Origin of the sequence: Mycolicibacterium diernhoferi, assembly GCF_019456655.1 — a bacterium.
Lineage (GTDB): Bacteria > Actinomycetota > Actinomycetes > Mycobacteriales > Mycobacteriaceae > Mycobacterium > Mycobacterium diernhoferi.
In genome coordinates, this window is the sequence record NZ_CP080332.1 from 1,785,996 (window position 1) to 1,808,455 (window position 22,460).

The following is a 22,460-nucleotide window of genomic DNA, read 5'->3' on the forward strand; positions in this document are numbered from 1 at the left end:
GGATGACCCGTCGGGCGGCCGACGCTTTACGAGACTCTTGATTTCCGGAACTCATTGGTTCAGGATCGGGAGTGTGACGGCGAGCACACCGAAGGTGCGGGCAGCGCGCACGCGGGGGCGGCCCCGTGACGACCGGCTGGACGCGGCGATCATCGACGCCGCGATCGCCGAGACCGCCGCCAAGGGCTGGGGTGGCGCAACCATCGAGGGCATCGCCGCCCGCGCCGGGGTCGGCCGCGCATCGATCTACCGCCGCTGGTCGAGCAAGTACGAGCTGTTCCAGTACGTCGCGCGGGCCATCACCCAGGAATCCGAGGCCGCCGACACCGGCTCCTTCGTCGAGGACCTCTTCGCCGCGCTGCTACCCATCGCCGACATGCTGACCCGGCCCGACCTCGCGGCCATCCTGCCCTCGCTGCTCGCCGAGGCGGCCAACGACGATGCGATCCGTACGACGGTGCAGACCTTCGCCGGACGGTGCCGCCGGCAGGCGATCGACGCGGTGCACCGGGCCCGGCATCGCGGTGACATCCCGGACTCCACCGACGCCGACGCGCTGGTGGACATGTTGGCCGGTGGGCTCGTCTACCGGCGGCTGCTGCTCGGTGAGACCACCGACGCGGCGGCGGTGCGGGCACTCATCCGCCAGGCAGTGCAGAGCTGCTCCACAGATATCGGGAAAGGGGAACAACGTTGACCAACGTTCTGGAGGTCGATCTCACCGACCCGCAGCTCTACACGCAGGGTTTCCCGCACGAGCTGTTCACCGAACTGCGGGCCCGCGGCCCGGTGCACCGCCATGAAGCGGTGCAGGGGCGTCCCGCGATCCCGCCGATTCCGTTCTGGTCCATCGTCGCCCATCCCGAGATCCAGCAAGCCAACCGCGACTGGAAGACGTTCGAGGCCAAGGGCGGCCCGATGATGGCGCCCGATCCGCTGTTGTCGGCCGGGCCCACCCTGGTGTCGATGGATCCGCCCGAGCAGGCCGAGATGCGCCGCAAGATCACCTCGGAGTTCACCCCGCGCATGATCGGCCGGCTGGAAGAACGCATCACCAGCCGCACCGAGCAGATCCTGCAGGCCACTGCGGGGCAGACCTGTGACTTCGTCAGCGACATCGCCTATCAGGTACCCATGCACGTGATCGCCGACATCGTCGGCATCCCCGAGGACGACCGGCCCTGGGTGTTCGAGCGCACCGATCTGCTGCTCAAGAGCGGCAACCCGTACAACGGCTACACCGATGAGCAGCGGCTCGGACTGCAGGTCGAGCTGTTCGAGTACGCCCAGCGCCTGACCGTCGAGAAACGGGCCAATCCGACCGACGATGTGTGGACCAAGCTCGCCGGTCAGCTCGACGGCTTCGAGTTGGAGATGTTCTTCCTCATCCTGGCCATCGCCGGCAGCGAGACCACCAGAAACGCGCTGACACAAGGGCTCATCGCGCTGCTCGACAGTCCCGAGCAGCTGGCCGAGTTGCGGGCGGACCCGCGTGCGGCCCTCACCGCGGCCGATGAGGCCATCCGCTGGGCCGGCCCGGTGTTGTTCTTCGGCCGGACCGCCACCACCGACGTCACCATCGGCGGACAGGACGTGAAGGCGGGCGATCGTGTGCTGTTCTGGTACCCGTCGGGCAACCGGGACGAGTCCGTGTTCGCAGATCCGTTCCGGTTCGACATCCGGCGGACGCCCAACCCGCACTTGTCCTTCGGCGGCGGTGGTGTGCACTACTGCCTGGGCGCGAATCTCGCGCGCAAGGAGGTCGAAGCGGTGTTCGGGGCGATCGCGGCCGGCTATGACGTCGAGTTGGCCGGGCCCCCGGTCTGGTCCGGCGGGGGGCCGGTCCACAACGTCGGCATCGGCATCGACGCACTGCCCGTGCGGGTCACCGCGCGCGCCTGACCGGGCCGTTGCGGGCCGGTGAGCGCAAGCTTTTCCGGGCGCCGAGCCGCTGAGCGAATTCCTTCGATCCGGCTAGTGACGCAGAGTGGACATCGGTGACCGCCCGTAGGTCTGCCGGTAGTAGGCGGCGAACCGACCGCCGTGGGCGAAACCCCACCGCTTGGCGACGGTGCTGACCGCGGTGTCGGCCGGAGAGCTGGCCAACAGATCCTGGTGTGCTCGGTCCAGTCGGACCTTGCGCAGGTACTCGGTGGGCGTGCAATCCAGGTGGCGACGGAACATGTACTGCACGGCGCGGGGTGTCAGGAACACCGCGTCGGCGATATCGCGCGGGGTGATGTCTTCGTGCGCGTGCTCGTCGATGTAGGTCATCGCCCGCCGTAGCAGCACCGGTTGCGCGGCATCGCGCCGATCCGTCGCGGTGGGTTCGAGCTGCGCATTGTTCGGGAAGGCCTGCAGTGTGGCCGCGGCGAGGTGGGTGACGACGGAGTCGACGATCAGCGGGGAGGTGCGGGCCTGCTCATCGGGCAGGACGTGGTCACGGAGGTAGGCGATCAACGAGCTGAGCCGTTGTTTGGCCGCCTGCGACACCGGACGGTGGCCCTGCAGTTTCACGGGTCCCGCACGATCATGGGGCGTCATGGCGACCCGCTCGAACAGGGTGGTGTCGAACACCGTCAGGTCATACTCCGCCGCGCAGACCCGGCCGGAATAGGGGAGCTCAGGCGGGCTGTACAGGGTCAGGTCACCGGGGGCGAACACATCGTCGGGCTCGCCGATGAACTTCTCCTCGATATGGCCGCTGTGCACCTCGCACAACACGATGCGTCTGAGCGGGTCGGCGTCATAGCTCATGTCGTAGGTGACGGACAGCCGATCCAGGCTCACCGGCCCCAGGGTGCGCCGCACCACCTGAGTCCGCGCCGGGTCGCCCGCGCCACCGATGCTCATCTTGGTGTACGCCCGGACCAGGAAATCCTCGGTCTCGCCGAGGTCATCACTCTCGAAGCACAAGTCCTGCATCTTGGTTACCCATATCTTGGTTACCCGTCGTGCACTGCCGCAGAATCAGAGGTGACCAGGTGGTACACCGGTCGTCCACCGCGGCGGGTCACGGTCGGCGCGCCCGGGTCAGGCGACCGCCGCGTCGCGCACGCCGGCGGCCGGCGATTGCACGCACGAGGCGCACTCGGGGGAATCGATGTCCATCTGACCGCAGCTCGTGCAGATAAAGGGAATCACGGTTGGCACCTCCACGTCGGGTCTGTGGCGCAGCATCGCGCCTCTGTTGCCTGCCCTGTACCCCGCCGAGGTGCGGGTCGAAACCGACTGTGACGTGAATCCGGGCGCCTCGTCGCCGGACGGGCGGCGACGAGGCCGATCACGGACATGAGGTCAGTAGTCCCAGACCGCGGGGACGACCCGGAAGGCATTGCCGGCCGCCGCGACGTGACACACCGACGGGAAGGGCAGATGCGTGGCGACCAACTGTTCGCCGCTGGCCGCCAGCTCACCGAGCAGGCGCACCCGCACCCGGGCAGACTCCTCGGGGTCGTGCTCGAAACCGTTCTGCCAGCCCGGCTGCTCGAACCCGGGCTGGAACACCGCGTCTCCGGCGAAGGTCAGGGCCTCACCCCGGGATTCGATCCGGACGATGCTGTGGCCGGGGGTGTGCCCGCCGGTGCGTCGTAACAGCACGCCGGGCGCCACCTCGTACTCTTCGTCGAAGGCGCGCAACTGGCCGCGGTAGAGGTCCAGGAACGCGGTGGCGGTGCGGCGCAGCACGTCGGGGATGGGCGCGGGCATGACGGTGCGGCTGAAGTCCGGGGACTCCCAGAACTCGGCCTCGGCCGCCGCGACGTGCACCCGCAGGTCCGGGCGTAGTTTGTTGCGCAGGCCATCCACCAGCAGCCCGCCGATGTGGTCCATGTGCAGGTGGGTGAGCACCACATCGGTCACCGAAGCCGGGTCGATCCCGGCGGCCGCCAGGCGCAGGCCCAGCTGCCCCGCCCGCGGAAAATCCGGAAACTCGGTGCCCAGGCCGGAGTCGATGAGGATGGTCTTGCCGGCGCTGCGCACCACGGCCACGTTCAGCGGCCAGTCCAGGATCTCCGGTGGCAGGAACATCTCCTTGAGCCAGGCCGAGTACGCGGCGGGTTCGGCGTTGGTCGCCATCGTCGACGCGGTGATCGGCAGCACCCCGTCGCTGATCACCAATACCTCGATATCGCCGACGGTCAGCGCGTAGCGCGACGGCACCAACTCGTCGATTCCCGTGCCACCCAGATGGGTGATGTTGTCCACGCTCATGTCCTGTTCCTCCTGCACACCGTGTCCGACGAAGGTGCTCCGCTGCCCCTTCTGCCCGGTCGAACGCGCGTCGGTCGGAAAAGTCATCCCCGAGCGGTCAGTGGTGGTTGGGGAAATACATCTCCTGCCCGACGGTGCACACCAGTGAGCCGTCGCGGTTGAACATCGTCCCGCGTGCCAGGGCCAGCGTGTCACTGCTGCTCGGCGAAGACTGTTCGTAGAGCAGCCAATCCGACAGGTTCGCCGGGCCGTGGAACCACACCGAGTGATCGCGTTGCGCCGAGGCGCCGATCTTGCCGCGGGCGGCGTAGGCCGGCTCGGTCAGTGTCACCGCGGACAGGTAGGCCACCAGCGAGGCGGTCAGCACCGGATCGTCGGGTACCTCGCCGTCCGGGCGCCACCAGATCCGGGACCGGGCCGGTGGCGCCTGGTCGGCGTCCACGATCCGCCGCTGGAACCAGCGCAGGCTGGCCCACATGCCTTCATTGGCCTCCGCGGACTCGGCGAAATGCGGTGCCACCCAAGGCAAATCGTCGGGCGCCGGAACCCGCGGGACGGTCGGCTGATACCCGCCGGTCTCGGGGCCGCCGGCCTTGAACGAGGACATCGCCTCCAGCAGGATCTGCCCGCCCTGGCGGGCGGTGACCCGGCGCGCCGAAAAGGTGCGGCCCTCCTGCAGTTCGGTCACCTCGAAGTCGACCGGATGGCGGGCATCCCCGGGCCGCAGGAAGTAGGTGTGCACGCTGTGCGGTGCCCGGTCCGGCGCGGTGAGGCTGGCCGCCATCAACGCCTGAGCCGAAATGTGGCCGCCGAGGATGTGGTTCGCCGGCGCGGCGAGTTGGACGCCGGTGAACCGCGCCGGGTTCACCTGTTCGAGCTGCAAGGATGCGAGCACTTCGCTCAGGGAGGAGGACATCGCAGGTATTTTGCCCGAGCCCCTGGGTATGGTCGTAGCCACCGTCTCGCACCGCAGTCTGGAGCTGAGTATGCCGAGTACCGCCGAGGCCATCCGGCCGTTGTCGGTCGCGCTGAAGGAAGGTTCGGCGGCCGAACACGACGCCGCCGAGCAGTCGCCGTTCGTGGCCGAACTGCTGGCCGGGCGGGTCGGCGCCCGCGGTTACACCGACTATCTGCTGCGGTTGCGGGTGATCTACTCCGCCCTGGAGGACGCGGTCCGCGCACATCGGGACGATCCGTTGGTCGCCGCGGTATACGACCCGGCGTTGGAGCGGACGGCGGCGCTGGATGCAGATCTGGCGTACTGGGCCCCCGAGGGTGCCGGCGGGCCCGACTCACCGGCCGCGAACGCCTACCGGGACCGGATCGCCGCGGCCGGGTGGGGCGGCGCGCTTGTGGCCCACCACTACACCCGCTACCTCGGGGATCTGTCCGGCGGGCAGGCCATCGGCAGGATCCTGGACCGCGAATTCGGGCTCGTCGGCGCGGGTTTGGCGTTCTATGACTTCCCGCTGCGGGTCAAGCCCTACAAGGACGGCTACCGGGATCGACTCGACGGGCTGGGTCTGGGGGCCGCCGATGTCGACCGGGTGGTGGACGAGGTCAAGGTTGCGTTCGGCCTGAACCAGGCGGTGTTCGACGAGTTGTCCGAGAACCTGCCCAGCTATCGGATCGGCTGACGCGTACTGTTGCCAGCAGAAGTTACCGATCAGTAGGCTTGCGATTCGAGGGGGCGGGAGCCGCAGTGACGGAAACGAAGTTCATCGACATTCACGGCGTACGGCAAGCGATCATCGACGAGGGTGAGGGTGACGAGGTCCTGCTGCTGATCCACGGTATGGCAGGCAGCGCCCACACGTGGCGGGCGGTGTTGCCCCAACTCGCGAAGAAGTACCGCGTAGTGGCGCCTGACCTGCTCGGCCATGGCCAGTCGTCGAAGCCGCGTACGGACTATTCGCTCGGCGCCTTCGCGGTCGGTCTGCGGGATCTGCTCGACGAACTCGGCATCGAGTCGGCGACGGTCGTCGGTCACTCCCTGGGTGGCGGGGTGGCCATGCAGTTCCTCTATCAGCACCCGGACTACTGCCGGCGACTCGTCCTGATCGGCAGTGGTGGACTCGGTCCCGATGTCGGGTGGATCTTGCGTCTGCTCGCAGTGCCCGGCGCGGAGTTCGTGATGCCGGTGATTGCTCCGTCGCCGATAGTGCGTGCCGGAAACGCCGTGCGATCCCGGCTGAGTTCTGCGGGGCTGCGCTCGCCGCGTGGCGCGGAGGTCTGGGCCGCGTATTCGTCCTTCGCCGACGGTGAGGCGCGTGCGGCGTTCTTGCGCACCCTGCGGTCGGTGGTCGATTACCGGGGCCAGGCGGTGAGCGCACTGAATCGGTTGAATCTGCGCGAAGGTCTGCCGGTACTGGCGATCTGGGGTGAACAGGACAAGATCATCCCGGTCGACCACGCCTACTCCGCATTGCAGGTCCGGCCGGACTGCCGACTCGAAATCCTGCCCGGAGTCGGGCATTTCGTGCAGGTGGAGGCTCCGACCGAGGTGATCGACCTGGTCGACGAATTCATCTCGACGACAACGCCGGCCGATCCGCGCCGCTGATTCAGTTCTGCCGCGGCAGCATCTCGGTGACGAACGTGTCGATGAACGCCTCGGTGCCGATTCCGGCGGCGGGTCTGATCACGAACTTGGTCAGCCCGGCCTCGATGTATTCGTCGATCTGCCGATGTAACCGCGCCCAGTCAGGCGCCACCAGTTCCGTCGGGTCGAGGTCGGGTCTGCGGGTGCGGACCGCGGCGATGACGGGTTCCGGCAGTGCGCCGTCACCCACTGCCAGGTTGATGCCGTAGTGATCGGCAGGGATGACGCGTCCGGCTCTGTCCGCGGCGGCGCTGATGGCGAGTCGGGCCCGGCGCGCTTCGCTCGGGGTCACGAAGCTGCCCAGCCAACCATCCCCATACGCGCCGATCCGCTCGAATCCGGGTGTCGATGCGCCACCGAGCCAGATATCCAGGGGTGGTGCCGGTTTCGGCAGGATCTGGATGTTGCGGGCAGAGTAAAAGGATCCGTGGAAGGTGAGGTCGTCTTCGCGCAGCGCGGTGCGCAACAACTGCAGCGCCTCGTCGAACACCTCGGCGCGCCGGCCGTCGGGGACCCGGAACAGGTCGCGCTCGGCAGCCAGTGCTGAACGCAGACCGAACACCGGTAACACGCGTTTGGGCGCCAGTGCCGCCAGCGAGGCCAGCTGTTTTGCGACCAGCACCGGGTGCCGGCCCGGCAGCACCGCCACCGAGGTGCCCACCTTCAACTGTGCGGTGCGTGCCAGTGCGAACGTCATGCCGATGAACGGGTCCACCGACGGGGAGTAGATCAGCTCGGAGAACCACAACGAGTCGACCCCGGAGGCTTCCAGGTGGTCGACGGTGTCAGCCAGTCCAGCAGGGGACGCGTCCGCGCTCAGACTGACACCGAATCGGATCTTCACCTGCTGTCTCCCCACCTCCGCCATCGCACCGTTCTCAGGCTAACGCTGCCGCGGCTCAGAATCGTTCCCGCAGTGGCCGGTCGTGCGGCGTGGAGCGGTAGATTCCGCGCTCGATGAGACGGGGCACCACCTCGTCGATGAACTCGCGGATGGCCTGCGCTCCCGCCGAGAACATCAGGTTGAAGCCCCCGACGTTGCCGTCCGCATGCCAGGCCGCGAAGTCCTCCACCAGGTCGTCGTAGCTGCCGACGAACTTGCGGTGCGTCGCACCGCCGCGGCCGACGGCCTGGGCGACGACCTCGCGGACCGTGACCTCAGGACGCTCCTGGATCCAGTTGTACAGCCCGACGTAATTACCGAAGGTGCTCTTGATGGTCTTCTCGACGTCCTCGGGACGGGGCAGCAGTTCGGTGGGGAACGCGTCGTCGATGTCCTCGAACGGGACCTCGATGCCGAACTGCCCCAATGCGAACGGGGCGATCGGTTCCCAGTTCACGTGGCTGTCCAGTTCGTGCAGTTTCTCCTCGGCTTCCTTGGCGGTGCGCCCGAGGTAGGGGATGAGGCCGGGGATCGGCGGGACCGAACCCGGGGCGCGGCCCTGCTCGACGAGCGCCTTGTCCAGGGACTCGCGGTAGGCCGCGGCGCCCTCGCGGGTGGACGAGTTGGTGAACACCATCTCGGCGTGCTTGGCGGCGACCTTGATGCCGGGGCCCGACCCGCCGGCCTGGGCGATCAGTGGGCGGCCCTGCCGGCTCGGCGCGATGTTGAGTGCGCCGGCCACCTGGAACCGGTTGCCGCGGTGGTTGATCGGCTCGGCGTAGAACCGGGTCAGGCCGTCGGGGTCGCGGCGCACCGTCCGGTTGTCCCACAGCGCGCGCAGCACGTCGAGGAACTCGTCGGCACGCCGGTAGCGGGCCTCGCGGTCCAGATGTTCTTCCAGGCTGTAGTTCTGCGCGAACTGGTCGATCACCGAGGTGACCGCGTTGTAGCCGGCGCGGCCGTCCGACGCCTGGTCGAGTGAGGCCAGCAGCCGGGCCAGGTTGTATGGGTCGTAGAAGGTGGTGGAAGCCGTGGCGATCAACCCGACGTGGCGGGTGTGCTGGGAGATCGCGGTAAGCGCGGTGATCGGTTCGGCCGGGCCACCGTCGAAGGCCGGTGACCCGTTCAAACCGGGAATGTCGCCGATGAACAGCGCGGTGAACAGTCCCTCGTCACCGAATCGGCCGTATTCCAGCAGCCGTTCGAAGGTGTTGCGCTCGGGGATACCGTGCGCCTGTTCGTACTTGTAGGCACCCTGGTGCAGGTTGATGTCGTTGGCCACCAGGTTCAGATGCATGTACCGCCGCGGGCTCATCGGGCTCCTAACAAGGGTTGGCGCGTTCAGCGCATGGTCGTTCAGCGCATGGTGGAGTACAGCGCGTCGGTCATGGCCTCGATGGCGGCGTCCCGGTCCAGCGGCCACCCGTCGACCAGCCACAGGTGCATGAACGAGTCGACCATGGTGTACATCATCGCGATGGCCAGGCGCAGTTGGGCTTCGCCGGCACCGGGCATCGCATCGGAGCGAATCCATTCGGCCACATCGGCTTCCATGGTGGCGCGGTGCGCGGCGGCGAACTCCGGGTCCGCGGCCCGGGCCTGGTGCAGCGCGGTGTAGAGCTCGGGCGCGGAGGTGTAGAAGTCGACGACCTTTTCGAAGAACGATCGCACCGAGGGTCGACCCTTGGGGCCGCCGCGCGGCGCGTCCTGCTCGGTCCACACCGTCATCCGGGTGTTGCGCAGCTCCCGCAGCACCGCGGCCTTGCTGTCGAAATGCAGATAGAACGTCGCCCGGCCGATGCCCGCGCGCCCCACGATGTCATCGACCGTCGTTGCGACATAACCGCGTTCGGCGAACGCCTCCAGTGCGGAGGTCATGATCTGGTCACGGGTCATGATGCGGTGCCGGTCCCGCATCGTGAGCTTCGGTGCCGCGTCGGCGCTCATGAGATCTCGACCCCGTCGAGGCGGCCCGTGGCACGCCAGGCGCTCAGCATATCGAAGAAGTCGGTGGGTTTGCCGCCGAAGTTGTTGGCCAGCATGCCGTGTGGATTGTCCTTTTCGCCCTCCGAGCTCAGGTAGCTCGGCGTGCAGTCCGCGTAGAAGGCCTTGGGTTTCTCCGAGGCCGCGGTCATCGCGGCCAGCCACTCTTCTTCGGCGTCGCTGGTGGCCTCGACGGTGGCGGCGCCGCGCTGGGCCCAGGTGCTGACCAGATAGGTGAAGTGCCGCGCGCGTTCCTCGGCGGTGTGGGTGTAGTTGGGGGATACCCCGGATTGGGTGTAGCCGAGGAAGAAACAGTTCGGGAAGCCGTGTGATTGCAGGCCGTGGAGGGTGCGCATGCCCTTGGCCCATTTGTCGGACAGGCGCACGTTGTCGCGGCCGACGATCTCGAAGCCCAGGCGGCGGGTGAATTCGGTGCCGACCTCGAAGCCGGTGGCGAAGATCAGTGCGTCGAGTTCGTAGTGCACCCCGGCGACCACGGCGGCGGTCTCGGTGAACCGTTGCACGCCGGCGCCGTCGGTGTCGACGAGGGTCACGTTGGGCCGGTTGAAGGTCGGCAGGTAGTCGTCGTGGTAGCCGGGGCGTTTGCAGTTGAGTTTGAACCAGGGCTTGAGCGCTTCGGCGGTCTTCGGGTCGGTGACCACGTCGCTGATGCGTTGGCGCAAGCGCTCCATGGCCTCCCAGTCCGCGCGGTACAGGAACTCGGTGATCTCCGCAGGCGTCATCTCCCGGCCCAGGCGGGCGGTTTCCCGGATGACGGCGGGCTCGGTGAGAGCGAGCGCGTTGCGGGTCCACCCGTCGTCGGTGAGATCGAGGTCGGTTTCGACGCCGCAGGTGACGCGGGTGAAGTTCTCCATCCGCATCCGTTGCCACCCGGGCTGCAGGCCGGCGGCCCACTGGGGGTCGGTCGGGCGGTTGTCGCGTTCGGCGACGGTGCTCGGGGTGCGCTGAAAGACATAGAGCTGCGCGGCGTCTCGGCCGAGGTGCGGGATGCACTGCAGGCCGGTCGCGCCGGTGCCGATGATGCCGACTTGTTTGTCCCGCAGCCGGGTCAGGTTTCCGGATTCGTCGCCGCCGGTGTAGTCGTAGTCCCAGCGGCTGGTGTGGAAGGTGTGGCCACCGAACTCGTTGATGCCCGGGATGCCGGGAAGTTTGGGCCTGGTCAGCGATCCGGGGGAGACGGCGACCAGATTGGCGGTGAGCCGATCGCCCCGGTCGGTGCCGATCTCCCAGTGGCAGGTGATCTCGTTCCAGGTCATGCCGGTAACGGTGGTCTGCAGCAGGGCGTTTCGGTACAGCCCGTAGTGGCGGGCGATGGCCTGCAGGTGCGCGCGGATCTCCGGGCCGTGCGCGTAGCGCTCGGTCGGGACGTAGTTGAGCTCCTCCAGCAGCGGCAGGTAGATGTAGGACTCGATATCGCACTGAGCGCCGGGGTAGCGGTTCCAGTACCAGGTGCCCCCGAAGTCGCCGGCGGTGTCCACGATCCGGATGTCGGTGATGCCCGCTTCCTGTAGCCGGGCCGCCGCGATCAGACTGCCCAGCCCGCCGCCGATGATGAGCACCTGGGTGTGATCGGTGACCGGGTCGCGCTCCAGGCGTTCGGTGTAGGGGTCGTCGGCGTAGTGCGAGAAGCCGGCGGTGACCTCGACGAACTGGTCGACGCCGTCGGCGCGCAGGCGTTTGTCGCGTTCGGTCTGGTACTTCGCGCGGACCCAGTCGGCGTCGTACTCCGCAGGTGGGGGGCCGAGGGACATCTGGCGACTCCTCGCTGGACGGACTGTCTAGTGAACGGACGGTTCGTCATATTGCCAGATGGCGCGTCTGTTGGGTAGGCGTCTTTGAAGAAGCGGCCTGCTGCCGCGACGGATGCCACGCGGCCGTTTGCTCGTCGAGGGCGTCGATCGCGGTGGCGGTGAGACTGTTTTCGGGGCTCGCCGGGACGCCTGGCAGCGCACAGCGCTGTTCGGCCAATTACATTCTCCTGGGGCGGATTCAGGCCTCTTCGCGGATTGCCAACCGCTCACAGCACTCGACGAGAGCGCGCAGCTTGGGTTGGTTGCGGTTGACTTCCGGGAAGTACAGGTACAGGCATTCTCCGCCTGGCGTGTAGCTGCTCAGGGTCGGATGGAGAAGGCCTTGTTCGATCTCGTCCGACGCGTGAAGCATCGAGGAGTAGATCAGCCCTTCACCTTTCACCGCCAGGCGCCGCATGAGGGCGCCGCTGTTGACGGTGATCTCCGCACTGGGCGAGATCCGCACACTCTGTCCGTGGCTGACGAACTCCCACCGATAGACATCACCCTGCTCATCGCGCCGGAGACCGATGCAACGATGTTGCGGGAGTTCCTCGGGTGTTTGTGGCTCTCCGTGAGCCTGAAAGTATTCGGTGGAACCGAGAACGACCCAATTGAAAGGTCGTGACACCTGTACGGCGACCATATCGGGATCGATGTATGACCCGATTCTGATGCCCGCGTCGAATCCGGCCGCGGCAAAGTTGGAATGAACTTCGGCAACAGTGACATCGAGCCGAAGGCCAGGCCACCCCTCCCTGAGCATCGGTAACACGGGTTCGAAAACGTGTTTCGCAGCGACAGGTTCGATGATCAATCGCAGGGTCCCCGTCGGCTGACGACTCCACTGCGACAGTTCCTCGAGGGCGGACCCGATCGTATCGATGGCGGGGCTGATTTGCTGCAGGAGGAACTGGCCCTCATCGGTCAGAGAGACATGCCGCGTCGTCCGGTGGAAGAGCGGAAGTTCGACTCGGCGCTCCAGGCTGGCGATCGCTTGGCTGACCGCCCCAGGGGTTACGCCCAAGCTGTCGGCTGCCGCGCGGAAACTCTTGAACCTGGCGACTTCCAAGAAGACCGAGAGGTGGTCGAGCGGGTCGAGGCGAGACATCAAACACTCCAGGTTGGTCGGTGGTGCGCACGCAGCTTCCACATCATGTCGCGTCCGGTCGTGGCGGTGTCCAGCCCAGCCTATTGATTCCTGTCGATTAGATAGTAAAAATGAACAATAGGTGTACGATTGCATCGTCTAAGTCAATAATTGGTTCTGTCATGAGGAGAAGTTATGAATCGACGAGGTCAGCCCCTGTTGGCGTTCGCGGCCGCTGTGGCGTCGGCCGTGTGCGCTGTCGCGTGCACGTCCGTGGAGTCATCAGCAAGTCCCGATGCGCCCGAACGGGTCCTGGTGGTGGTGTCGAGCCACGACACCAAGGGAGCGGGGCAGGTGGCGGGTTTCTGGTTCCCCGAGTTGACGCATCCGGTGGAGGTCTACGACAAAGCCGGCTTCGAGGTGGACATTGCCAGCCCGCAAGGTGGCCTCGCGCCCTTCGATGGCTTCGACCTGCAAGACCCTGTGAATCAATGGTTCTGGACGAATCCGGAATACCGCAACAAGCTGGGCAACACGCTCAAGCTCTCCGAAGTCGACCCCTCGCGGTACGACGCCGTTCAACTCACGGGCGGTCATGGGCCCATGTGGGACTTCACCCAGAACACTGACCTGAATGACATCGTGCGCGGGATCTACGAGGATGGCGGGGTGGTGAGCGCGGTGTGCCACGGCCCGGCGGGATTGCTCGATATTTCCTTGAGCAATGGTGAGAGCCTGATCGCCGGAAGGCATCTCACCGGCTTCACCAACGAAGAGGAAGTCTCTCGGGGTTACGACCAATTGGTGCCCTTCGAACTGGAGACCGCGCTCAAAGATCGCGGTGCCGTATTCGAGAGTGCGCCGGCCTTCCAGAATCGGGTCGTCACCGATGGAAGACTCGTGACCGGCCAGAATCCTGCCTCCGCCCACGACTTCGGCCAAGCTGTCGTCGCCGCGGTCGATGCGGGCAGCAGCTCGTGAAGCGTCCGGTTCCTGCCTGGTTCGCGAGACATCGTCCGGGTCTGCTGCGCGAGCAGGTGACAGTTTTGCCCTGCCCTGCCAGGCCCGCGGTGTGGCCTCCCCGGCGGTCTCCCGCAGGACAGCACATGGGAGGTTCTCGCGCGCCTGCACGTCGACGGGGATCTGAGTGCTGACGTCTGGCGGCGGAACCAGTTCATCGGCGCGTTGACAAATCGTAAGGCACCTCGGGTGAACAGCTGACAACTTGCCATCTCGCGTTGTGCTCGTCACAAGCACACACTTCATTTGCGTGTTCAGCGGTCCAATGTCGGACGCTCAGACACCTTCGGCGCGCGTGTAAGTGACAACCAAACCTTTCAAGGAGTGAATGTGCCGCGATCGTCACCGAGCAAATGGGTAATCCTCGGAATTGCCTACCTAGTGCTGTTGGCAGCGTACGTTCCATTCCTCGGATGGACGCCCAAGCTCACCAGCGTCATGGAAGACCTGTCCTTGAATTACACGCAGGCAGGTGCGCTTTCATCAGTGGCGGGGCTTGCTTCCGGCATCGCCCTCCTTTGCGGTGGCGTGATCACGTCGAAGTGGGGACCCAAGAACGTCCTTCTGTGGGGCCTGGCCGGTGGAGTGATCGGTCTACTGCTGTTCGCATACGCGGATAGCTACACGGTGGCGATGATCGCTCGTGTCATCAGCGGCGCCGCAGCCGGATTCCTTTTCGTCGGAACCTACACCGTCGCGGTCAACTGGTTTCAGCAGTCAAAAGAGACCGGTAGGGCACTCGGCATCATGGCGACTGGTGACGGGACAGGGCTGTTGTTCGCGCTGTACATCTTCGCGTCGGTGCTGACCCTGTTGGGTTGGCGTAGCGGACTTGTGGCCGGCGCAATCGGTCTCGTCGTGGTGTTTGTGGTCGTTCTCTTTGTCGTCCCAGGGGGCGTGCGGTCGGAAGCCGGCGTGCAGGCCGAAGAGGCTGTGTCGACCGGGACGTCCCCGCGTCCAGGGCTGTTTGCCTCGGTTATGCGCCGCGGCGTGATAGTCGCAGCAATCTTCGCTATCGGAACCACGGGCCTGTTCACTCTCCTCGCTGCCTGGATGCCTGCCGTACTGGTGGAGGGCGCCGGCTGGTCGGAGTCAACCGCGGGTCTGGTTGCATCCTCGTTCGCCGTAGTCGGTATCAGCACCGCGCTACTGGGAGGCTTCGTCTCCGACCGTATTGGTCGCAAACCGGTGTTGGTCGCGGGCGGGTTCGCAGGAAGCCTGGGAGTGGCAGGTACCGCTGTAGCTCTGGTCGCCGGGAACTACTCGATGGTCGCAGTCTGCATTCCGATCATCGGCCTGGGCATCTATCTGGCTTTCCCGGTGGCCGTGGCGCTCGCCGTCGAGTCCACCGAGCCGGAATACGTCGGCGCCGCCAACGGCCTGGTGCTGGGTTCCGGATACATCGTGGGTGGCTTCATCTACCCGCTCGCGCTGGGCAGTATCAAGGACGCGACCGGCGACTACGCCGTCGGGTTCTACTCGCTCACTGTCGCGACATTCATCCTCTGTGCGATAGCTCCCTTGTTCAGCCAGAAGAAGGAACAGGCAGAGCAGCCCGGTGCGGGCGACCTGCGCGGCACGGATCGACACGATCTCGAACCGCAGCCGTAATACTCGTGCGTCACGGGGTAGCGCTGAGCGCTACCCCGTGCGCTGGGCTCGACCAAACTATCCCGACCCGCCGTTCGACCCCGACAGCCGGTGAGTGCCATTGCACCCCGGCAATTTTCCCGTAGGTCGACCTCAATTCTGGAAGAGCAGGTGCATCATGCAGAAGTTCGAACTCAACTGGACGCCCTTCGAGGCCGTGGCGCCCGAACGTGTTACAGAAGGACATCCCACTACACGGCTGGCCGAAGGCGTTGCCGGCGACACCCTGAAATCTGGGCTCTGGGAGGTGACACCGGGCCGATTCACAACCGCTCCCAAGGGGTTCGACGAAGTGATCCACATCGTCAGCGGTAAAGGGGTGTTGCGGTCCGTTGACGGAAGTTCGATCGACCTGTCTCCCGGAGTGTCGTTCCTGATGGAGGATGGCTTCGTCGGTGAGTGGGAGATCGTCGAGCCGCTTCGGAAGTTCTATGCAAAGGTGCCGACGTCATGACGGCGCGGTGAGATGACAAAACGAAGACCTCCGAGTGAGGAGTGAAGTGCGAACTGATCGCCGAACGCACACGCACTTCAACTCGGAGGTCTTCGTCGTCTCGACCGTGAATTCACTTGGCCGAAACGGATTGTCTGCAGCAAGAACCGATCGTTTGTTCCGATTTGACGCGTCGAGGGTGAACAACGTGCGGCGTCGCTCCGGTGGCACCGAGCTGAGATAGCCCGACCGCGACTACCTCACACGCTGAAGCTGGCTCTTTAGGCACCTGTCCCTGGACGAACCAGCGCGTCGCACGCCGAACCGCCGGCGCTATTTGCTGGCGCGGATGGCCTCGAACACGCTGGGGTCCAACAGTGTTGAGGTGTCGCCGAGTTCGCGGCCCTCGGCTACGTCGCGCAGCAGGCGGCGCATGATCTTGCCGCTGCGGGTCTTGGGTAGTTCCGGAACGACATGGATCTCACGGGGTTTGGCGATCGGTGAGATCTCCTTGGATACCTCGGCGCGCAGTTCGTCGACCATCTGTTCGTGGCTCATCTGGGCGGCGTGGCTCTTGAGGATGACGAAGGCGCAGATGCCCTGGCCGGTCTGCTCGTCGGTGGCGCCGACCACGGCGGCCTCGGCGACTCCGGCGTGCCCGACGAGAGCGGATTCGACCTCGGCGGTGGAGATCCGGTGCCCGGAGACGTTCATGACGTCGTCGATGCGCCCGAGTACCCAGATCTCGCCGTCGCTGCCGTAGCGGGCGCCGTCACCGGCGAAGTACCAGCCCTGTTCGGCGAACCGGGACCAGTAGGTGTCCTTGAACCGTTCGTCGTCACCCCAGATGCCGCGCAGCATGGCCGGCCACGGCTTGTCCAGGACGAGGTAGCCGGTGGTGTGCTCTTCGCCGTCGATGGCGGGTTTGAGGTCGTTGCCGTCGTCGTCGACGATCTTGGCCGAGATGCCGGGCAGCGGGGTCATGGCCGAGCCGGGTTTGCAGGTGGTCACCCCGGGCAGTGGGCTGATCATCGCCGCGCCGGTCTCGGTCTGCCACCAGGTGTCCACGATGGGGGCGGTGTCGGCGCCGAACACCAGGCGGTACCAGCGCCAGGCTTCGGGGTTGATCGGTTCGCCGACCGAGCCGAGCAGCCGGATGCTGGACAGGTCGTGCTCGAAGGCCAGTTCGCGGCCCCACTTCATGAAGGTGCGCACCACCGTCGGCGCGGTGTAATAGATGGTGACACCGTACTTTTCGATGACCTCGAAGTGGCGGTGTTCGGTCGGGGAGGCCGGGGTGCCCTCGTAGACCACCTGGGTGGCGCCGTTGGACAGCGGCCCGTAGACGATGTAGGTGTGCCCGGTCACCCAGCCGATATCGGCTGTGCACCAGTAGACGTCGGTCTCGGGCTTGAGGTCGAAGACGACCGAATGGGTGTAGGAGGCCTGGGTCAGGTAGCCGCCCGAGGTGTGCACGATGCCCTTGGGCTTGCCGGTGGTGCCCGAGGTGTAGAGCAGGAACAGCGGTTGCTCGGAATCGAAGGCCTGCGGGGTGTGTTCGGTGGAGGCCTTGGGGACGGTCTGGTCCCACCACAGATCGCGGCCTTGCTGCCAGGGCACGTCGATTCCGGTGCGGCGCACCACCAGAACGTGCTGCACGGGGCTGGCCTCGCCGAGGGCGTGCAGCGCTTCGTCGACACCGGCCTTGAGCGGGGCGGCCTTGCCGCGGCGGAACTGGCCGTCGGAGGTGATGACGATCTTGGCCGCGGCGTCTTCGATGCGCGCCTTGAGTGCGGAGGCGGAGAAGCCGGCGAAGACGACGCTGTGCATGGCGCCCAGGCGGGCGCAGGCCAGCATGGCGATGATGGCCTCGGGCACCATCGGCATGTAGATGGCGACCCGGTCGCCGGCGGTCAGGCCGAGTTCGGTCAGGGTGTTGGCGGCCTGGTTCACCTCGTCCTGGAGTTGGGCGTAGGTGATGGAGCGGGCGTCACCGACGGGCTCCCCCTCCCAGTGGATGGCGACGCGGTCGCCGTTGCCGGCTTCGACGTGGCGGTCCACGCAGTTGTAGGCGACGTTGAGCTTCCCGCCGACGAACCACTTCGCGAACGGTGCGTTCGACCAGTCCAGGACCTCGTCGAACGGGGCCTGCCAGGACAGCCGGTTGGCCTGTGTGGCCCAGAAGGCCAGCCTGTCGCGCTCGGCTTCGTCGTAGAGGGCGCTGGTGGCGTTGGCGTTGGCCGCGAAATCGGCGGGCGGGGGAAAGCCGTGCTGGGGTGCTGTCGCTGTCACGGGGTTGTCATTGGGCACCGATCTACCTCGCTCTCGTGTGTTCACGGAAGGGTCGGCGTGCGTCACATCGTGGCCGCCGATGTGGCCGAGTATGCGCCATCGTCGCGTGACCCCGGTGGGTGGGACCAGGTACTTTACGTACTGTCGACGGCGACGTCTGGGTACTTGACACTTCGCGTGTGTGGCCGCGAACGGATATCTAGCACTGTTCATCAACACGGTGGTTTCACCAAGTACTTATCGGCTCGCGGCCGCTACCGCGGTCCGATCGGACACACCGCCCGGCCCGGCGGAATTGGCGCCGCCGAGGAATCGAGCACGATGCGTTCGCCCCTCAGTCTCCTGCCCAAGCGGGGCAGAGTGGAGTGAGGGACACGCGATGCATCGTGTCGATACGACACGAAGTTTCAGAGGAAGGTGATCACCGTGATGGATCCGCGGCACGCGATCTTGTTCGAACCAATCGCGATCGGACCGAAGGTTCTGCCGAACCGCTTCTATCAGGTCCCGCATTGCACGAGTTTCGGGGTCGTCCGGCCGCGCGCACAGGCCGCCTTCCGCGGGATGAAGGCCGAGGGGGGATGGGGTGCGGTATGCACCGAGGAATGCTCCATTCATCCGGAGGCCGACCAGATGCCGATGGTGCTGGCCCGTCTCTGGGACGACGATGATGCGGCCAACCTGTCGCTCATGTCGGACAGCGTTCACGAGAACGGTGCCTTGGCGGGTATCGAGCTGTGGTACGGCGGCGTTCACGGTCTGAGCATGGAGTCCAGGGCCGTGCAGCGGGCACCGTCGCAGATCGCCAGTGATGCGCTGCCGATGTCCCCCTGCCGTGAGATGGACCTCGACGACATCAAAGCGGTGCAGGGGTTCTACGTGGATGCTGCGTTGCGCTCACGCGATGCCGGATTCGACATCATCTGCATCTACGGTGGCCACGAGGGCCTGCTGGAGCAATTCCTGTCGCCGTACTACAACAAGCGCACCGATGGATACGGCGGATCGCTGGCCAACCGGACCCGGATGTGGCGGGAAGTCGTCGAGGCAATCTCGACCGCTGTGGGATCGGATTGTGCGGTGTCCGTGCGGCTGTCGGCCGATTCCATGCGCGGTGAAGAGGGCGTGCTACTCGAACGCGACGTCCTGCCCTTCGTCGAGATGTGTGACGACGTGGTCGACCTGTGGGATGTGCACATCGGTGGCGTCGACTGGGGAGATGACGCGACGCCGTCGCGATTCTTCAAGAGCGGTCGCGCGATGGATTGGGTGAAATCGGTCAAGGACGCGACGCGCAAACCTGTCGTGGCCGTGGGGCGTTTCACCGATCCCAACGAGATGGCCCGGGTCATCAATGACGGCGTGCTCGACATCATCGGTGCCGCCCGGCCGTCGATCGCCGATCCCTTCCTGCCCGCGAAGATCAGGGAGGGGCGACTCGAAGACATCCGTGAGTGCATCGGATGCAACATCTGTGTCTCACGCTTCGAGCACGGAGGGCCGCCGATCGTGTGCACCCAGAACGCGACGTCCGGGGAGGAGTACCGGCGCGGCTGGCACCCGGAGCGATTCTCCAAGGCGGCCAACGCCGAGAACGATGTGTTGATCGTCGGCGCGGGTCCCGCGGGCATGGAATGTGCGCGCGTGCTCGGTGAGCGCGGTATGCGCAACGTGCATCTGGTCGACGCAGACGCCGAACTCGGTGGGCACCTGAAGTGGATGGCCAACCTGCCCGGGCTTCGTGAATGGAGCCGAGTCATCGATTACCGGTTGACCCAGTTCGACAAGCTCGACAACGTCACCGTCATTCCGAACACCCGGATGAGTCCCCAGGACATCGTCGACTACGGCGCCGGCCTGGTCGTCATCGCCTCCGGATCGCATTGGTCCGGCCACGGGCTGGGCCCCGTTACCCGCGAAGGGATCCCGGGCGCGGACGCCCAGTTGCCATACGTTCTCACCCCTGAGCAGATCATGGTGGAGAACAAGCCCGTGCCCGGTGAGCGTGTGGTGATCATCGAAGCAGAGGGATACAACGTGGGCGCGGCACTGGCCGACCGGCTTTCGGCTGCGGGCAAGGCGGTGACGGTGCTGACGCACCTCGGCGAGCTTGCTCCCTATACTCACTACACGCTGGAAGCGACCCATCTGCGCAGAAAGCTGTACGCGCAGGGAGTCACCGTGGCGGCATCCATGATTCCCACCCGCATCGCCCCGGAGGGTGTGTGGGCGCACTACGCCTACGCCGACTCTGACGATGCGAAGCTCATCGAGGCGGACGCCGTGGTTCTGGTGACCCAACGGGTCTCCGACACCACTTTGTACCGCGGTATCGTCGACGGCTTCGGCGCGGACAAGCTATCCGCAGAAGGTATTACGGGTGTGTACCGGATCGGGGACTGCGTGGCGCCGCGGATTGTCGCGGAGTCCGTCTTCGACGGGCACCGGCTGGCACGCGAAATCGATTCCGCCGACCCGTCGATGCCGCTGCCGTACCTGCGGGAGCGCCCCATCGCCAGGGAACTGCCGATCCTGAGCGTGCAGCGACCTTGACGAAACGCCTCGGTGGGCGCCGAAATGGCTGACACCCGGAGGCTGTCGAAATCCGTTCATGCGGAGTGAGATTGGTTGCGCAAGCAATGCAGCGGAGCCGGCCACGATGCGTCCGGTGATCACCATCGAGAGGGTATGCCACATGGATCCGAAGCCTCTGGGGCAGCAGCACAATGGCGAGACGGGCGACGTCGACGCAGTCGTCATCGGCGCCGGTATCGGCGGTCTGTACGCGGTGCGCCGGCTGGCCGCCGACGGGCTGAATGTCATCGGTTTCGACAGCGCCACCGACGTCGGGGGCGTGTGGTTGCACAACGGCTACCCCGGGGCGCGGGTGGACATCGAGGCGTACTACTACTGTTTCTTCGATCCCGAGATCTATGGGGATTGGCAGTGGTCGCAGCGGTTCCCACCGCAGTCGGAGCTGTTGGCGTACTTGCAGCACTATGCAGAGCACTACGGATTGCGGAGGTACTTCCAGTTCTCCACCCGCGTCGAGGAGATGCACTGGCAGCCCGAGACCAAGCGCTGGCGGGTGCGCACCGATACCGGCGCGACCGTATACGCGCGCCACGTGGTGCTGGCCACGGGCCAGCTCTCGAAGGGGCGTCAGCTGCCCTTCGAAGGTGTCGAGGACTTCGCCGGTCAGTGGCTGGAGACATCGCAGTGGCCCGCCGAGCCGGTGGACCTGGCGGGCAAACGGGTCGCCGTGATCGGGACGGGATCCTCAGGTGCACAGGTGATCTCGGCTATCGCGGACCAGGTGGACAGCCTGCACGTGTTCCAGCGAACCCCGAACTACGTGGTTCCGTCCCAGAACGCTCCGATGGATCAGGAGCGTTACCGGCAGTACAGTCAAAATCTCGGCGAGCTGTGGGATCAGGTGATGCGAACGGGGGTGGCTTACCTGGCCCCGACCAGCGATGTGCCGGCCTCGGCGATGGATCCCGAACAGCAGCTCCGGCGCCTCGAAGATCAGTGGAACTTCGGCGGCCTGGCGATGACGTTCACGTTTCCCGATCAGCGGACTGATTGGAAGACCGCGGACCTGGTGTCCGACTTCGTCCGTGGAAAGATTCGGGACGTCGTCCAGGACCCTGCGTTGGTTGATGCCCTCGAACCGCGCGACTATCCGATCGGTACCCGGCGGCTGGTGGTGTGCAACGGCTACTACGAAGCCTTCAACCGGGACAACGTCAACCTCGTCAACCTGCGCAAAGAGTCGATCACGCGGGTCACGCCGCAGGGGATACAGACCGATGAGGGGTTCTACGAAGTCGATGTGATCATCTCGGCGCTGGGATTCGACGCCTTCAGCGGGGCGATGGACGCGATCGACATCCGTAATGCCGACGGCCGGCGGCCGACCGAGGACTGGGCTCGGGGACCGCAGGCGCACCTCGGTCTGATGGTGCACGGATTCCCGAACATGTACGTCCTCACCGGCCCGGGCTCCCCGTCGGTGCTGGTGAACTTCAACGTGCACAATGTGTTCCACGTCGACTACGTGGCTGATTTGATCGCCTACATGAGCAGCCACGACTACGACGCGGTGCAACCGACCGCCGAGGCTCAGCGACGCTGGCATATCGAGACCCAACGTGCCGCGGACGGACTGCTGCGCAAAGAGGTGAAGAACTACATGGTTCACGTCAACGACGACGGGTCCCGTGTCTTCATTCCCTATGCCGGCGGGTGGTCGACATACGTCGATATCGTCAATCGAGTCGCCAGCGAGGGCTACCACGGCTTCGCGTTCTCGGAGGTCGGAACGTCGACGTATCGCGCCGTGGACCATGAGGACACCGTCGTCCCCCTCTGAACGGCATCCGTCGATCCACAATGCCCGCCGGCGTCCACACGCCGGCGGGCATTCCGCTGTTCAGGGCAAATTTCATCCGTCCGCGTCGATATGGACAATCTGTCGACCC

At 65.8% G+C, this 22,460-nt stretch carries 18 protein-coding genes; 9 read left to right on the forward strand and 9 right to left on the reverse strand.

Going from position 1 to position 22,460, the window contains the following annotated elements; all coding sequences use genetic code 11:
* Positions 1–73: 73 nt before the first annotated feature.
* Complete coding sequence (locus K0O62_RS08520; RefSeq protein ID WP_073857853.1) at positions 74–697, forward strand: TetR/AcrR family transcriptional regulator; 624 nt, start codon at positions 74–76, stop codon at positions 695–697.
* Positions 694–1,902: a cytochrome P450 gene (locus K0O62_RS08525; protein WP_073857856.1), complete on the forward strand. Its 1,209-nt coding sequence runs from the start codon at positions 694–696 to the stop codon at positions 1,900–1,902. The genes K0O62_RS08520 and K0O62_RS08525 overlap by 4 nt, the downstream gene beginning before the upstream one ends.
* A gap of 72 nt (positions 1,903–1,974) precedes the next feature.
* Here the strand turns inward: K0O62_RS08525 and K0O62_RS08530 are convergent, their stop codons facing one another.
* From K0O62_RS08530 to K0O62_RS08540, 3 genes are all read right to left on the reverse strand, one after another.
* The gene (locus K0O62_RS08530) at positions 1,975–2,925 is read right to left on the reverse strand and encodes an AraC family transcriptional regulator (protein ID WP_073857858.1); all 951 of its coding nucleotides are present in this window, start codon (positions 2,923–2,925) and stop codon (positions 1,975–1,977) included.
* A 372-nt stretch (positions 2,926–3,297) separates the two neighbouring features.
* On the reverse strand, positions 3,298–4,212 hold the full coding sequence (locus K0O62_RS08535; RefSeq protein WP_073857916.1) for an MBL fold metallo-hydrolase: 915 nt from the start codon (positions 4,210–4,212) through the stop codon (positions 3,298–3,300).
* A gap of 97 nt (positions 4,213–4,309) precedes the next feature.
* Positions 4,310–5,128 (reverse strand): acyl-CoA thioesterase, encoded by an 819-nt coding sequence (locus K0O62_RS08540; protein WP_073857860.1) that lies wholly within the window; start codon positions 5,126–5,128, stop codon positions 4,310–4,312.
* A 70-nt stretch (positions 5,129–5,198) separates the two neighbouring features.
* Between K0O62_RS08540 and K0O62_RS08545 the strand changes: the two genes are divergently transcribed.
* Positions 5,199–5,849: a biliverdin-producing heme oxygenase gene (locus tag K0O62_RS08545; protein WP_097934044.1), complete on the forward strand. Its 651-nt coding sequence runs from the start codon at positions 5,199–5,201 to the stop codon at positions 5,847–5,849.
* Between the two features lie 65 nt (positions 5,850–5,914).
* A complete protein-coding gene (locus K0O62_RS08550) occupies positions 5,915–6,775 on the forward strand; it encodes an alpha/beta fold hydrolase (protein ID WP_073857862.1) in 861 nt (286 codons plus the stop codon).
* A 1-nt stretch (position 6,776) separates the two neighbouring features.
* On the opposite strand, the gene K0O62_RS08555 is transcribed toward K0O62_RS08550, so the two are convergent.
* The 5 genes from K0O62_RS08555 to K0O62_RS08575 all read right to left on the reverse strand — a co-directional run bounded on the left by K0O62_RS08555 (position 6,777) and on the right by K0O62_RS08575 (position 12,602).
* Positions 6,777–7,658 (reverse strand): TIGR03854 family LLM class F420-dependent oxidoreductase, encoded by an 882-nt coding sequence (locus K0O62_RS08555; protein ID WP_073857918.1) that lies wholly within the window; start codon positions 7,656–7,658, stop codon positions 6,777–6,779.
* A gap of 55 nt (positions 7,659–7,713) precedes the next feature.
* On the reverse strand, positions 7,714–9,012 hold the full coding sequence (locus K0O62_RS08560; RefSeq protein WP_073857864.1) for an NtaA/DmoA family FMN-dependent monooxygenase: 1,299 nt from the start codon (positions 9,010–9,012) through the stop codon (positions 7,714–7,716).
* 41 nt (positions 9,013–9,053) lie between these two features.
* On the reverse strand, positions 9,054–9,644 hold the full coding sequence (locus K0O62_RS08565) for a TetR/AcrR family transcriptional regulator (protein ID WP_073857866.1): 591 nt from the start codon (positions 9,642–9,644) through the stop codon (positions 9,054–9,056).
* Positions 9,641–11,452: a flavin-containing monooxygenase gene (locus K0O62_RS08570; protein ID WP_073857868.1), complete on the reverse strand. Its 1,812-nt coding sequence runs from the start codon at positions 11,450–11,452 to the stop codon at positions 9,641–9,643. Before K0O62_RS08570 ends, K0O62_RS08565 begins: the two co-directional genes overlap by 4 nt.
* A gap of 238 nt (positions 11,453–11,690) precedes the next feature.
* The gene (locus tag K0O62_RS08575; RefSeq protein ID WP_073857870.1) at positions 11,691–12,602 is read right to left on the reverse strand and encodes a LysR family transcriptional regulator; all 912 of its coding nucleotides are present in this window, start codon (positions 12,600–12,602) and stop codon (positions 11,691–11,693) included.
* Between the two features lie 252 nt (positions 12,603–12,854).
* Here K0O62_RS08575 and K0O62_RS08580 point away from each other — a divergent pair, with 252 nt between their 5' ends.
* The 3 genes from K0O62_RS08580 to K0O62_RS08590 all read left to right on the forward strand — a co-directional run bounded on the left by K0O62_RS08580 (position 12,855) and on the right by K0O62_RS08590 (position 15,705).
* Positions 12,855–13,562, forward strand: a complete 708-nt coding sequence (locus K0O62_RS08580; protein WP_234800188.1) for a type 1 glutamine amidotransferase domain-containing protein — start codon at positions 12,855–12,857, stop codon at positions 13,560–13,562.
* Positions 13,563–14,039: 477 nt separating this feature from the next.
* Complete coding sequence (locus K0O62_RS08585) at positions 14,040–15,212, forward strand: MFS transporter (RefSeq protein WP_131817423.1); 1,173 nt, start codon at positions 14,040–14,042, stop codon at positions 15,210–15,212.
* A 157-nt stretch (positions 15,213–15,369) separates the two neighbouring features.
* Positions 15,370–15,705: a cupin domain-containing protein gene (locus K0O62_RS08590; protein ID WP_073857876.1), complete on the forward strand. Its 336-nt coding sequence runs from the start codon at positions 15,370–15,372 to the stop codon at positions 15,703–15,705.
* A 312-nt stretch (positions 15,706–16,017) separates the two neighbouring features.
* On the opposite strand, the gene acs is transcribed toward K0O62_RS08590, so the two are convergent.
* Positions 16,018–17,994, reverse strand: coding sequence for an acetate--CoA ligase (gene acs / locus K0O62_RS08595; RefSeq protein ID WP_220045500.1), 1,977 nt, complete (start codon positions 17,992–17,994; stop codon positions 16,018–16,020).
* A gap of 411 nt (positions 17,995–18,405) precedes the next feature.
* Here acs and K0O62_RS08600 point away from each other — a divergent pair, with 411 nt between their 5' ends.
* Together K0O62_RS08600 and K0O62_RS08605 are read left to right on the forward strand one after the other, a co-directional pair.
* A complete protein-coding gene (locus K0O62_RS08600; protein WP_073857603.1) occupies positions 18,406–20,529 on the forward strand; it encodes an oxidoreductase in 2,124 nt (707 codons plus the stop codon).
* A gap of 142 nt (positions 20,530–20,671) precedes the next feature.
* Positions 20,672–22,351, forward strand: a complete 1,680-nt coding sequence (locus K0O62_RS08605) for a flavin-containing monooxygenase (RefSeq protein WP_073857601.1) — start codon at positions 20,672–20,674, stop codon at positions 22,349–22,351.
* Positions 22,352–22,460: the final 109 nt, after the last annotated feature.

Excerpts from the sequence above, each read along its gene's own strand:
- K0O62_RS08530 (WP_073857858.1), bottom strand. The coding sequence starts at position 2,925 with ATGCAGGACTTGTGCTTCGAGAGTGATGACCTCGGCGAGACCGAGGAT.
- K0O62_RS08535 (WP_073857916.1), bottom strand. The coding sequence starts at position 4,212 with ATGAGCGTGGACAACATCACCCATCTGGGTGGCACGGGAATCGACGAG.
- K0O62_RS08540 (WP_073857860.1), bottom strand. The coding sequence starts at position 5,128 with ATGTCCTCCTCCCTGAGCGAAGTGCTCGCATCCTTGCAGCTCGAACAG.
- K0O62_RS08545 (WP_097934044.1), top strand. The coding sequence starts at position 5,199 with ATGCCGAGTACCGCCGAGGCCATCCGGCCGTTGTCGGTCGCGCTGAAG.
- K0O62_RS08560 (WP_073857864.1), bottom strand. The coding sequence starts at position 9,012 with ATGAGCCCGCGGCGGTACATGCATCTGAACCTGGTGGCCAACGACATC.
- K0O62_RS08565 (WP_073857866.1), bottom strand. The coding sequence starts at position 9,644 with ATGAGCGCCGACGCGGCACCGAAGCTCACGATGCGGGACCGGCACCGC.
- K0O62_RS08570 (WP_073857868.1), bottom strand. The coding sequence starts at position 11,452 with ATGTCCCTCGGCCCCCCACCTGCGGAGTACGACGCCGACTGGGTCCGC.
- K0O62_RS08575 (WP_073857870.1), bottom strand. The coding sequence starts at position 12,602 with ATGTCTCGCCTCGACCCGCTCGACCACCTCTCGGTCTTCTTGGAAGTC.
- K0O62_RS08585 (WP_131817423.1), top strand. The coding sequence starts at position 14,040 with ATGGAAGACCTGTCCTTGAATTACACGCAGGCAGGTGCGCTTTCATCA.
- K0O62_RS08590 (WP_073857876.1), top strand. The coding sequence starts at position 15,370 with ATGCAGAAGTTCGAACTCAACTGGACGCCCTTCGAGGCCGTGGCGCCC.
- K0O62_RS08600 (WP_073857603.1), top strand. The coding sequence starts at position 18,406 with ATGGATCCGCGGCACGCGATCTTGTTCGAACCAATCGCGATCGGACCG.
- K0O62_RS08605 (WP_073857601.1), top strand. The coding sequence starts at position 20,672 with ATGGATCCGAAGCCTCTGGGGCAGCAGCACAATGGCGAGACGGGCGAC.